The 12,129-nt window shown below is 63.4% G+C and carries 14 protein-coding genes; 11 read left to right on the top strand and 3 right to left on the bottom strand.

Going from position 1 to position 12,129, the window contains the following annotated elements; translation table 11 throughout:
- Positions 1-32: 32 nt before the first annotated feature.
- The 3 genes from tldD to O7A05_RS19040 form a co-directional block, all read right to left on the bottom strand.
- Complete coding sequence (tldD, locus tag O7A05_RS19050; RefSeq protein WP_337094532.1) at positions 33-1,445, bottom strand: metalloprotease TldD; 1,413 nt, start codon at positions 1,443-1,445, stop codon at positions 33-35.
- Between the two features lie 97 nt (positions 1,446-1,542).
- Positions 1,543-2,010 (bottom strand): YbjN domain-containing protein, encoded by a 468-nt coding sequence (locus O7A05_RS19045; protein ID WP_337094531.1) that lies wholly within the window; start codon positions 2,008-2,010, stop codon positions 1,543-1,545.
- A 71-nt stretch (positions 2,011-2,081) separates the two neighbouring features.
- Positions 2,082-2,621: an invasion associated locus B family protein gene (locus O7A05_RS19040; protein WP_337094530.1), complete on the bottom strand. Its 540-nt coding sequence runs from the start codon at positions 2,619-2,621 to the stop codon at positions 2,082-2,084.
- A gap of 328 nt (positions 2,622-2,949) precedes the next feature.
- Between O7A05_RS19040 and coxB the strand changes: the two genes are divergently transcribed.
- From coxB to rnhA, 11 genes are all read left to right on the top strand, one after another.
- Complete coding sequence (gene coxB, locus O7A05_RS19035; RefSeq protein WP_337094529.1) at positions 2,950-3,834, top strand: cytochrome c oxidase subunit II; 885 nt, start codon at positions 2,950-2,952, stop codon at positions 3,832-3,834.
- Between the two features lie 38 nt (positions 3,835-3,872).
- The gene (gene ctaD, locus O7A05_RS19030; RefSeq protein ID WP_337094528.1) at positions 3,873-5,522 is read left to right on the top strand and encodes a cytochrome c oxidase subunit I; all 1,650 of its coding nucleotides are present in this window, start codon (positions 3,873-3,875) and stop codon (positions 5,520-5,522) included.
- A gap of 73 nt (positions 5,523-5,595) precedes the next feature.
- Complete coding sequence (locus tag O7A05_RS19025; protein ID WP_337094527.1) at positions 5,596-6,540, top strand: heme o synthase; 945 nt, start codon at positions 5,596-5,598, stop codon at positions 6,538-6,540.
- Complete coding sequence (locus O7A05_RS19020; RefSeq protein ID WP_337094526.1) at positions 6,537-6,728, top strand: hypothetical protein; 192 nt, start codon at positions 6,537-6,539, stop codon at positions 6,726-6,728. The genes O7A05_RS19025 and O7A05_RS19020 overlap by 4 nt, the downstream gene beginning before the upstream one ends.
- Positions 6,728-7,354: a cytochrome c oxidase assembly protein gene (locus O7A05_RS19015; RefSeq protein ID WP_337094525.1), complete on the top strand. Its 627-nt coding sequence runs from the start codon at positions 6,728-6,730 to the stop codon at positions 7,352-7,354. Before O7A05_RS19020 ends, O7A05_RS19015 begins: the two co-directional genes overlap by 1 nt.
- Before the next feature lies 1 nt (position 7,355).
- Positions 7,356-8,237, top strand: coding sequence for a cytochrome c oxidase subunit 3 (locus O7A05_RS19010; RefSeq protein ID WP_224585767.1), 882 nt, complete (start codon positions 7,356-7,358; stop codon positions 8,235-8,237).
- 83 nt (positions 8,238-8,320) lie between these two features.
- Positions 8,321-8,707: a DUF983 domain-containing protein gene (locus O7A05_RS19005; protein ID WP_337094523.1), complete on the top strand. Its 387-nt coding sequence runs from the start codon at positions 8,321-8,323 to the stop codon at positions 8,705-8,707.
- Positions 8,704-9,459, top strand: coding sequence for an SURF1 family protein (locus O7A05_RS19000; protein ID WP_337094522.1), 756 nt, complete (start codon positions 8,704-8,706; stop codon positions 9,457-9,459). The genes O7A05_RS19005 and O7A05_RS19000 overlap by 4 nt, the downstream gene beginning before the upstream one ends.
- Positions 9,460-9,593: 134 nt before the next feature.
- The gene (gene ispH, locus O7A05_RS18995) at positions 9,594-10,598 is read left to right on the top strand and encodes a 4-hydroxy-3-methylbut-2-enyl diphosphate reductase (RefSeq protein WP_041005149.1); all 1,005 of its coding nucleotides are present in this window, start codon (positions 9,594-9,596) and stop codon (positions 10,596-10,598) included.
- Positions 10,599-10,604: 6 nt separating this feature from the next.
- A complete protein-coding gene (locus tag O7A05_RS18990; RefSeq protein WP_337094521.1) occupies positions 10,605-11,567 on the top strand; it encodes a homoserine kinase in 963 nt (320 codons plus the stop codon).
- Positions 11,564-12,094 (top strand): ribonuclease HI, encoded by a 531-nt coding sequence (gene rnhA / locus O7A05_RS18985; protein ID WP_337094520.1) that lies wholly within the window; start codon positions 11,564-11,566, stop codon positions 12,092-12,094. Before O7A05_RS18990 ends, rnhA begins: the two co-directional genes overlap by 4 nt.
- Positions 12,095-12,129 lie beyond the last annotated feature (35 nt).

The raw sequence follows: 12,129 nt of genomic DNA, 5'->3' as shown, positions 1-12,129 counted from the left end.
GGAGCCGAATTCAAGCCATATCGGGCCAGGCCTCAAACCCTGGTGCCGCCCACCGTCATCTGGTTCATCCGCAGATGCGGCTGGCCGACGCCGACAGGCACGCCCTGTCCGGCCTTGCCGCATATGCCGATGCCGGTGTCCAGCTGCATGTCGTTGCCGATCATGCTGACGCGGTGCATGGCGTCAGGGCCGTTGCCGATCAGCATCGCGCCCTTAATCGGCTGCGTCACCTTGCCGTTCTCGATCAGGTAGGCTTCGGTGCAGCCGAACACGAATTTGCCGGAGGTGATGTCGACCTGGCCACCCCCGAAGGAAACGGCGTAGATGCCGTTCTTGACCGAGGCGATGATCTCTTCCGGCTGCATGTCGCCGGAGGTCATGTAGGTGTTGGTCATGCGCGGCATCGGCTGGTGCGCATAGCCCTCGCGGCGGCCGTTGCCGGTCGCCTTCATACCCATCAGCCGGGCGTTCTGGCGGTCCTGCATATAGCCGACCAGTATGCCGTCGTCGATCAGCACATTGCGCGCCGAAGGCGTTCCTTCGTCGTCGACGGTGAGCGAGCCGCGCCGCTCGGGGATGGTGCCGTCATCGATCACGGTGACGCCCTTCGCTGCGACCTGCTGGCCCATCAGGCCGGCGAAGGCGGATGTCTTCTTGCGGTTGAAATCGCCTTCGAGCCCATGGCCGACCGCCTCGTGCAGCATCACGCCCGGCCAGCCGCTGGAGAGCACGATGTCGAACGTGCCCGCCGGCGCAGGAACGGCCTCGAGATTGACTAGCGCCTGCCGCAGCGCCTCGCTGGCTGCATGCTTCCAACTTTCCTCGCTGACGAATTCGCCAAAACTCTTGCGGCCGCCCATGCCATAGGAGCCGCTCTCTTGCCGATCGCCGCTGCCAACCACCACCGAGACGTTGATCCGGACCAGCGGGCGGATGTCGCGCACGATCTGCCCGTCGCCGCGCACGATCTCGACATGCTGCCACGAGGCGGCGAGCGAGGCCGTTACCTGGCGCACGCGCGGATCCTTGGCCCGCAGCCAGCCGTCGATCTCCTGCAGCAGCTTTGCCTTGGCTTCGAAGGATGGCGAGGGGATAGGGTTCTCGTCGCTATAGAGATGGCGGTTGGTGCGGGCGGGCGCTCCGGCCAATGTGCCGGAATAGCCGCCCTTGACCGTCGAGACGGCATCGGCCGCTCGCAGCAGCGAGGCCTCGGAGAGATCGCTGGAATGCGCGTAGCCGCTGGCCTCGCCGGCCACGGCGCGCAGGCCAAAACCCTGGTCGGTGTTGAAATTGGCCGTCTTCAGCCGGCCATTGTCGAACATCAGCGCTTCGTTCTCGCTGTACTCGAGGAACAGCTCGCCGTCGTCGGCGCCCTTGATGGTGTCGGTGACGATCTCCTTGACGCGATCGTCGGAAATATCGAATTGGCCGATCAGGCTGTTCATGGCAAGTCCATTCGTGGAAACAAAATCGTTGCACCGGATGTAGGCGCGAAGCCGCCGTTGCACAATCGCCAACAGGAAGCCGACGATTGCGCCGCCGTCACTCGCCGCTCAGGAAGTTCTTGATGTTGGTGGCCATCGCGTTCCAGTTGGAAAACTGTTCCTCGAGATTGGCCTTCGTGATGCCACCGGCGAAAGAGACATCCATCTTGAAATTCGAGCCGTCGCCCGAATAGGCCTTCACCCAGCGGTATTTTGCATTCCAGGCGTTGGCTTGGTCGGCGGTCAGCGGATCGGTGTAGCCGGTCGAGAACTGCAGCGACTTGCAGTTCTCGTGGTCTTCGCAGCCATAGAAATAGATCACGTATTTGACGCCCTCGACTCGCCCGGAAATCATCGGGTCGCCATTATTGTCCCTGTCGATCCTGGCCGAACCGAAACCCTTGGCGATATCGAGGACCCCCGCCGGTTCCGGCTTCTGGAGGATTTCGGCATCATCGGCCCGCGCGGCCGAAACCGCAGCGACCAGCGCCAGACCGGTGACGAAAGCGGATAAATTCGCGCGCATTGAGCCTCCTGGCCGCCAACGCGCATTCGCCACCGGACCTCAGCGTCAGGAGCGGCGCATGGGCAAGAAGATCAAGGTAGGGCGGCGAAACCTTCCGCAAAGCCCTTGAGGTCGACGGGAATGCCGATGCCTTCCTCAGGCGTCTGGAAGACGATGAAGGTGGCCGCGGTGCCGCTCTTCAACGTGTCGAGCAGCGGCTTTTCGAGGATCACCTCGGCGTAGCAGCCGTCCTGGAAGCAGCGCACGAAATAGGCGCGGCCGATATCCTTGCCGTCGACATTGAGGCCGAGGCCGTTGGGGAGCAGCACGCCGAGCGGAGCCAGCACGCGCAGGATCTCGGCCTTGTTGTCGGCGGTGCGCAGCACCACGACCGAAAGGCCCATTTCAGGACGGTCCTCGGCGACGACGTTCTGCATCATCACGCATTGTTCGGAAGTCGCGCCTGCCGGCGTGTCGCAGATGATCGACCACGCGCCATGCGTCGACTTCACCGTGCCGCTCGGCGGCGTGGCATTGTTCGGCGAGGCGGCGGCGCCAACGGCTATGCCGACGCCGAGCAAGGCAAGGGCAAGAACGACCTTCGCCAAGGTTCTCGAAAGCCAGGAAGTCATGACGGCTCCATTGCGAATCACGGCACTTTAAGCCGCGCCGGGGCCAAGTAAAGGACGAGACCGTCGCCGGCCCGCCCCGATACCGGCAATTCCATGCTTTTCCAAAGCAAATTCGCCCGAATTGCGACCGTTGCGCATATAGCGCGACGGGCCCTGAAGATGTGCCTCGGCCTACGCGCAAAAATGCCGCACGGTTTCCTCCGCTCCTTTCTTGCGGAGGGAAATAGAGTATGGTTTGAACCACCCTAGGGACAGACCGGGATTCCCGATCCTGGCAGCGTCCGTTATTGGTGCGAGCAGATCGCGGGAAGTGGGAGACGAGAGGGCGATGAGGAAATTCCTGGCGAGCGCTGAATTCTTGGCAGGTGCGGCCGCTTCGGCCGTGCTCTTCTCCAGTGCGGCGGCTCATGCCGACCAGCCGCGGCAATGGGAAGTGACCTTCCAGGCTCCGGCGACCGACATGATGCGGCAGATCGAGCGGTTCGGGAACTACACCATGTGGTTCATCGTCCCGATCACCATCCTCGTGCTGGTGCTTCTGCTGGTCTGCATCGTCAGATTCCGCGCCAGCGCCAATCCGGTGCCGTCCAGGACCAGCCACAACACGCTGATCGAGGTGATCTGGACCGTCGGACCGGTGATCGTGCTTCTGCTCATCGCCATTCCCTCCTTCCAGCTGCTCACCGCGCAATACACCCCGCCGGAAGAAGCCAAGCTCACCGTCAAGGCGACCGGCAACCAGTGGAACTGGGATTACGAATACCAGGTCGACAAGACCTTCTCCTTCAACTCGGCGGTTCTCCAGGATGCTGACCGCGCCAAGGCCGGCAAGGAAGATCGCGCCCTCTATCCGCGCCTGCTCGCGGTCGACAACGAACTGGTCGTGCCGGTCAACACCATGACTCGCGTGCTGATCACCGCGACCGACGTCATCCACTCCTTCGCCGTGCCGTCCTTCGGCATCAAGATGGACGCCGTCCCCGGCCGCACCAACGAGACCTGGTTCAAGGCGGAGAAGGAAGGCCTCTACTACGGCCAGTGCTCGCAGCTCTGCGGCAAGGACCATGCCTTCATGCCGATCGCGGTGCGCGTCGTGTCCGATGCGCAGTTCAAGACCTGGCTGGACACGGCCAAGACCGACGTGCCTGCTGCCAACAAGGCGCTGATGGCCGAGATCGATGGTACCAACAAGGTAGCGGCCGCCGGCAACTGATGCCGCGGGTTAGCAAGATTTAGGGAACGGAGCGGAACATGTCAGAGGCTGCAGCTCACGATCACGGCGACCACAGGCCGCATGGCTGGGTCCGCTGGGTCTACTCGACCAACCACAAGGACATCGGCACGCTCTACCTGATCTTCGCGATCATGGCAGGCGTCATCGGCGCCGCGCTCTCGGTCGCCATCCGCATGGAGCTGCAGGAGCCGGGCATCCAGATCTTCAGCGGCCTGGCGCAGATGGTCTACGGCATGCAGGGCGACGCCGCCATCGACGGCGGCAAGAGCATGTACAATGCCTTCGGCGCCGCGCATGGCCTGATCATGATCTTCTTCATGGTCATGCCGGCGCTGATCGGCGGCTTCGCCAACTGGATGGTGCCGATCATGATCGGCGCGCCGGACATGGCCTTCCCGCGCATGAACAACATCTCCTTCTGGCTGCTGCCGCCGGCGTTCATCCTGCTGCTCTCCTCGATGTTCGTGCCGAGCGCGCCGGGCGCCTTCGGCGTCGGCGGCGGCTGGACGATCTATCCGCCGCTCTCGACGTCCGGCCAGCCAGGCCCGGCGATGGACCTGGCGATCCTGTCGATCCACATCGCCGGCGCCTCGTCGATCCTCGGCGCCATCAACTTCATCACCACCATCTTCAACATGCGCGCTCCCGGCATGACGCTGCACAAGATGCCGCTGTTTGCCTGGGCGGTGCTGATCACCGCCTTCCTGCTTCTGCTCTCGCTGCCGGTTCTGGCGGGCGCCATCACCATGCTGCTCACCGACCGCAATTTCGGCACCGCTTTCTTCGTGCCGGACCAGGGCGGTGACCCGATCCTCTTCCAGCACCTGTTCTGGTTCTTCGGCCATCCCGAAGTGTACATCCTGATCCTGCCGGGCTTCGGCATCGTCAGCCATATCGTCTCGACCTTCTCGAAGAAGCCGGTGTTTGGCTATCTCGGCATGGCCTACGCCATGGTCGCGATCGGCGCCGTCGGCTTCATCGTCTGGGCGCACCACATGTACACGACCGGCCTGTCGCTCGACACGCAGCGTTACTTCGTGTTCGCCACCATGGTCATCGCGGTGCCGACCGGAGTGAAAATCTTCTCCTGGATCGCCACCATGTGGGGCGGCTCGATCTCCTTCAAGCCGCCGATGCTGTGGGCGCTGGGCTTCATCTTCCTGTTCACCATCGGTGGCGTGACCGGCGTCCAGCTGGCCAATGCCGGCCTCGACCGCTCGCTGCACGACACCTATTTCGTGATCGCCCATTTCCACTACGTGCTGTCGCTGGGCGCCGTGTTCGCCATCTTCGCCGGCTGGTACTACTGGTTCCCGAAGATGACCGGCTACATGTATTCGCCGGTTATCGCCAACACCCACTTCTGGGTCACCTTCGTCGGCGTCAACCTGATCTTCTTCCCGCAGCACTTCCTCGGCCTGGCCGGCATGCCGCGCCGCACCGTCGACTATCCGGACGCGTTCGCCGGCTGGAACATGATCTCGTCCTACGGCTCCTACATCGCGGCCGTCGGCGTTGCGATCTTCCTCTATGGCGTGTTCGAGGCCTTCCAGAAGAAGCGCGTCGCCGGCGCGAACCCGTGGGGCGAGGGTGCCACCACGCTCGAATGGCAGCTGCCTTCGCCGCCGCCATTCCACCAGTGGGAACAGCTGCCGAAGATCAAGTAGGCGCCCCTACGCACACGAGGCCGCCGGCTTGCCCGGCGGTCTTGGCCAACGGAATGATGGACTTAAAGTACGCATGGCCCTTGCCGAAGACAGATTGATGGAGGAAGCGGGGTTTCGCATGTCGGAAGCGACCGCGGGCGATTTCTTCGCCCTCCTGAAACCGCGCGTCATGTCGCTGGTCGTCTTCACGGCGTTTGTCGGCCTGGTCGCGGCACCCGTTGCCATCAATCCGCTCATGGCAGTGATCGCCATCCTCGCAATCGCCATTGGCGCCGGTGCCTCGGGCGCGCTCAACATGTGGTACGACGCCGACATCGACGCCGTGATGACCAGGACCGCCGGCCGCCCGGTTCCGTCCGGCCGCGTCACCCCAGGCGAGGCGCTGAGCTTCGGCCTTGTGCTCTCGGTGCTGTCGGTGATGACGCTCGGCGTGCTGGTCAACTGGCTGTCGGCATCGCTTCTCGCCTTCACCATCTTCTTCTACGCCGTCATCTACACCATGTGGCTGAAGCGCTGGACGCCGCAGAACATTGTCATTGGCGGCGCCGCCGGCGCCATCCCGCCGGTGATCGGCTGGGCCGCCGCGGCCGGCGCGGTCAGCCTCGAAAGCGTGATCCTGTTCCTGATCATCTTCCTGTGGACGCCGCCGCATTTCTGGGCGCTGGCTCTCTTCAAATCCGACGACTACGCCCGCGCCGGCATCCCGATGATGCCGAATGTCGCTGGCCAGGCCTCGACCCGTCGGCAGATCTTTGCCTACGCGCTGATCCTGGCACCGGTCGGCGTGCTGCCCTGGGCGCTCGGTTACACCACGGCCGGCTATGGCATCGTCTCGGCGGTCCTCGGCGCGGGCTTCGTCTGGTATGCATGGAAAGTGCTTGCCATGGCCGACGACGACCGCGCGATGAAGCCGGCCAAGGCCCTGTTCGGCTATTCGCTGCTCTATCTCTTCGCGATCTTCGCCGCCTATCTCGTCGATTGCGTCGTCGGGCGCGCGCTCATGATGGGGGGAGTATGACCGTGGCCGATAAGGACCTCGAACTGGTTACGCTGACCGAGCGTCAGCGCAAGGCGCGCCGCAACCGCTCCATCGCCATCGGCGTCGCGCTGGCGGCGCTCGTCATCATCTTCTATGCCGCCACCATCGTGCGCTTCGGTCACCATGGCGCGAGCCTCACCGGCTCGGGTCTGTTTGGGGGCGGCTGATGAGCGGCGACTTGAGCAAGCCCCGCAAGGTCAACAACGGCATCGTCGCCGCTGTCTGCCTGGCCTTCTTTACCGGCATGATCGGCATGGCCTATGCGGCGGTGCCGCTCTACAAGATGTTCTGCCAGGTCACGGGCTATGGCGGCACCACGCAGCGCGCCGAGAAGCAATATGCCGGCCGTGTGCTCGATCGCGACATCACCATCCGCTTCGATGCCAACACCAACGGCATTCCCTGGCAGTTCGAGCCGGTCGCCCGTTCGGTGACGATCAAGATCGGCGAGACGGCCCAGGCGCATTACAGCGCAACCAACAAGTTCGACCGCCCCATCACCGGCCGCGCTTCGTTCAACGTGCAGCCTGAAATGGCTGGTGCCTATTTCAACAAGGTGGAGTGCTTCTGCTTCACCGACACGACGCTGAAGCCCGGCGAGACGCTGGACATGCCGGTCGTGTTCTATGTCGATCCAGACATCGTCAACGTGCCGGAACTCAAGGACCTGAAGACGATCACCCTGTCCTACACGATGTTCCCGGTCGAAAAGAAACAGCCGGTCGCCTCGTCGGCACCGGCCGCTGGCAGCAGCAACAAAGTTCCAGATTCCGAAGCAAGCCTCGGGGGTTGATATGGCAGACGCGCACGCAAAACCACACCACGACTACCATCTCGTCAACCCGAGCCCCTGGCCTTTCCTGGGCTCGATCGGCGCGCTGGTCACCGCCGTCGGCGGCGTCTGCCTAATGCAGTATCTCAAGGGCGGCAACTTCCCGGTCTTCGGCCACAACATCGCCAATCCGTGGCTGTTCTTCATCGGTATGATCATCGTGCTCTACACGATGTTCGCCTGGTGGTCGGATACCATCAAGGAAGCGCATGAGGGCTACCATACGCGCGTCGTGTCGCTGCATCTGCGCTACGGCATGATCATGTTCATCGCCTCCGAGGTGATGTTCTTCGTCGCCTGGTTCTGGGCCTTCTTCGACGCAAGTCTCTTCCCCGGCGAGGCGAACCAGTATGCCCGCACCGCTTTCACCGGCGGGGTGTGGCCGCCGAAGGGGCTTGAAGTCCTCGATCCCTTCCACCTGCCGCTCTACAACACCATCATCCTGCTTCTGTCGGGTACGACGGTGACCTGGGCGCACCACGCGCTTCTGCATGGCGACCGCAAGGGCCTGATCAACGGCCTGGTGCTGACCGTCGGCCTCGGCATGCTGTTCACCATGGTGCAAGCCTACGAGTACATGCACGCTCCGTTCGGCTTCAGGGATTCGATCTACGGCGCCACCTTCTTCATGGCCACCGGCTTCCACGGCTTCCATGTCATCATCGGCACCATCTTCCTGCTGGTCTGCCTCGTGCGTGCTATGCGCGGCGACTTCACCCCGAAGCAGCATTTCGGCTTCGAGGCGGCCGCCTGGTACTGGCACTTCGTCGACGTGGTTTGGCTCTTCCTGTTCAGCGCCATCTATGTCTGGGCCTCGAACGGCGCACTGATCGAAGGCCATTAAACCGACCGGTTTCGGAATCCCAAAGGGCGGCTGCGGCGACGTGGCCGCCTTATTCTTTGGGGCGAAAAGGTCTACGGTGAGACATGAGCGAAGACAAGGCGATCTGGCCACCCATCGATCCGATCTCGGCCGGCCTGCACGGCCGCTGCCCGCGCTGCGGCGAAGGCAAGCTGTTCTCGGGTTTCCTCACCGTCGGCAAGCGCTGCTACAATTGCGGGCTCGATTATTCCTTCGCCGATGCCGGCGACGGACCGGCGGTGTTCGTCATCCTGATCATCGGCTTCATCGTGGTCGGCCTGGCGCTGTGGATGGAGGTGACGCTCAGCCCGCCGCTCTGGCTGCACTTCATTTTGTGGATACCGCTGGCGCTGGTGCTCTGCCTGACGGCACTGCGCCTCATCAAGGGCGTGCTGATCACCTTGCAATATTCCAATAATGCCGCTGAAGGCAGGCTGGAATCCCAAGAATGAATGAGACTACAGGCTCGGTTGCCGACCGTTCGCGGCCGCGCTTAGCGTTGCTCATCGGTCTCGGCCTCATCCTGTTCGCCGTCCTGATCGGGCTCGGCACCTGGCAGGTCCAGCGCTTGCACTGGAAGGAGGACCTGCTCGCGACGATCGATGAGCGCACGCATTCCGCGCCGTTGCCGCTGACCGACGTCGAGAAGCAATTCGCCGCTTCCCACGATGTCGACTACACCCCGGTGACGGTGACCGGCACGTTCCTGCACCAGGGCGAGCGGCACTTCTTTTCCACCTGGCAAGGCGATAGCGGCTTCAACGTCTACACGCCCTTGCAGTTGGAGGATGGCCGCTTCGTGCTCGTCAACCGCGGCTTCGTTCCCTACGATCTCAAGGATCCGGCCAAGCGCCAACAGGGCGAAATTGCCGGCAAAGTGACGGTGACCGGACTTGCCCGCAATCCGCTGCCCGCAAAGCCGTCGATGATGCTTCCCGATAACGACGTCGCCAAGAATATCTTCTATTGGAAGGACCGCGACGTCATGGCGGCGACCGCCGGCTTGCCTGCCGGTTTCGTGCTGGTGCCGTTTTTCATCGATGCCGACAAGACGCCGAATCCCGGCGGCCTGCCGGTCGGTGGCGTGACCATCATCGACCTGCCGAACAACCACCTGCAATATGCCGTCACCTGGTACGGGCTGGCCGCCGCCCTTGCAGCCGTGCTGATCCTGAGGCTGCGCCGCTCGGCAAAGGAGCAATGAGCGCCGCCGCTCTTGACAGGGCAGGGGTGCGCACCTCATTTCGCCTACAAACAGATAGAGCATGATGTGGTCCGAAACCGCTTCACACTTTTCGGCATCATGCTCTTGATTCGGACTGAACCGGCTCCGCATTCATGACCGAGAAAAAACCACCGCTGACGATCAGGCTTTGCCAGCCACGCGGCTTTTGTGCCGGCGTCGACCGCGCCATCCAGATCGTCGTGCTGGCGCTGAAGAAATACGGCGCTCCGGTCTATGTCCGCCACGAGATCGTACACAACCGCTACGTCGTAGAAGGGCTGCAGAGCCTCGGCGCCGTCTTCATCGAGGAACTGTCCGAGATTCCGCCGGAGCATCGCCAGTCGCCCGTGGTCTTTTCCGCGCATGGCGTGCCGAAATCGGTGCCGGCGGATGCCGAGGCGCGCAATCTCTTCTATCTCGACGCCACATGCCCGCTCGTCTCCAAGGTGCACAAGCAGGCGATGCGCCACCAGCGGCTCGGCCGTCATGTGCTCCTGATCGGCCACGCCGGGCACCCGGAGGTGATCGGCACGATGGGCCAATTGCCGGAAGGCGCCGTGACGCTGATCGAGACCGAGGCCGACGCCGCGCGCTTCGTGCCCGTCGACGCTTCGGCATTGGGCTTCGTCACCCAGACGACCTTATCGGTCGAGGACACCGCCGGCATTATTCGGGCGCTCCAGGAGAGGTTTCCCGAACTGCACGCGGCCGCGGCCGAATCGATCTGCTACGCCACCACCAACCGCCAGGAAGCGGTGAAAGAAACGGCGGCGGGGGCCGATCTTTTCCTTATCGTCGGCGCTCCCAATTCGTCCAATTCGCGCCGCCTTGTCGAAGTGGCGGAGCGCGCCGGCGCCACGATGTCGCTTCTCGTGCAGCGCGCCGCCGAAATTCCGTGGGATGAGATCGCCGGGATCAGGACGCTCGGCCTGTCGGCCGGGGCCTCGGCGCCGGAGATCATCGTCGACGAGATCATCGACGCGTTCCGGCAGCGCTTCGACGTCACCATCGATCTGGCCATCACGGCCACGGAAACGGAGGATTTTCCGGTGATGCGGGTTTTGCGTGATGTCGAACTGACGGCGGCCGACATGGCCTTCGTCAATGGAGCGGCGTGAAACCGGATGGCCGTCTACACCGACGTCAACGAAGGCGAGCTGACCGCGTTCCTCAAAGCCTATCCAGTGGGCGAGTTGCTCTCCTACAAGGGCATCGCCGAAGGTACCGAGAATTCCAATTTCCTGGTTCACGCCTCGACCGGCTCCTACATCCTGACGCTCTACGAGAAGCGTGTCGACAAAGACGACCTGCCGTTCTTTCTCGGCCTGATGGGCCATCTCGCCAGGAAGGGCATTTCCTGCCCGCTGCCGGTCACCGCGCATGACGGCACCGTCATCGGCACGCTCGCCGGCCGGCCCGCCGTCATCATCACCTTCCTCGAAGGCCTGTCGCTCAGGCGGCCAACCGCCGCGCATTGTGGCGAGGTCGGCAAGGCGCTCGCCGGCCTGCATCTTGCCGGCCAGGATTTTCAGATGCGAAGGCCGAACGCGCTGGCGATCGACGGCTGGCGCAAGCTCTGGGCGGCCTCGCGCGAGCGCGCCGACGAGGTCGAGCCCGGCTTGGCGGCCGAGGTCGATGCCGATTTCGTCGATTTCGAGCGCAACTGGCCCACCGGCCTGCCGAAGGGCATCATTCATGCCGATCTGTTCCCGGACAATGTCTTCTTCCTCGGCGAGAAACTGTCGGGGCTGATCGACTTCTATTTCGCCTGCGACGACCTCTATGCCTATGATGTCGCCACCTGCCTCAACGCCTGGTGCTTCGAGAAGGATTTTTCCTTCAACTTGACCAAGGGCACGGCGCTGCTGGCTGGCTATCAGTCGGTGCGGCCGCTCTCGGGCGACGAGAAGGCGGCGCTGCCGATGCTGGCGCGCGGCTCGGCGCTGCGCTTCATGCTGACCCGCCTCTATGACTGGCTGACCATTCCGGATGGCGGGCTGGTGATGAAGCGCGATCCGACCGAATATATCCGCCGCATGCGCTTCCATCGCGCCATCAGGTCGCCATCCGAATATGGGCTGACATGAACAAAAAGATCGAGATATTCACTGACGGCGCCTGCTCGGGCAATCCCGGGCCTGGCGGCTGGGGCGCGGTCCTGCGCTACAACGGCGTCACCAAAGAACTGTCTGGCGGCGAGGCGGAGACCACCAACAACCGCATGGAGCTGCTCGCCGCCATCACCGCGCTCAATGCGCTGAAGGAGCCTTGTGCGGTCGATCTCTACACCGACAGCAAATACGTCATGGACGGCATCTCCAAATGGATCCATGGCTGGAAGAAGAACGGCTGGAAGACCGGCGACAGGAAGCCGGTCAAGAATGGCGAGCTCTGGCTGGCGCTCGACGAAGCCAACAGGCGCCACAAGGTCATCTGGCATTGGGTGAGAGGTCATGCCGGCCACCCGGAGAACGAGCGCGCCGACGAACTGGCCCGGCAAGGCATGGCGCCGTTCAAGAGAGGCCCGGTGAAACCTGGCGTGGCGGCGCAGCCCGCAGCGCAGCCGAAGCGGCCAGCGGTTGCGAAGGCGCGACGCTCGACCCAGAGCTACTAGGCCTGCAGCCAGGCCGGCCGAAGGCGGGAGGACGT

Origin of the sequence: Mesorhizobium argentiipisi (SeqCode) (genome assembly GCF_037179585.1) — a bacterium.
GTDB lineage: Bacteria > Pseudomonadota > Alphaproteobacteria > Rhizobiales > Rhizobiaceae > Mesorhizobium > Mesorhizobium argentiipisi.
The sequence above is the reverse complement of the archived record's forward strand: the minus strand, read 5'-3'. Positions and strand labels throughout refer to the sequence as shown.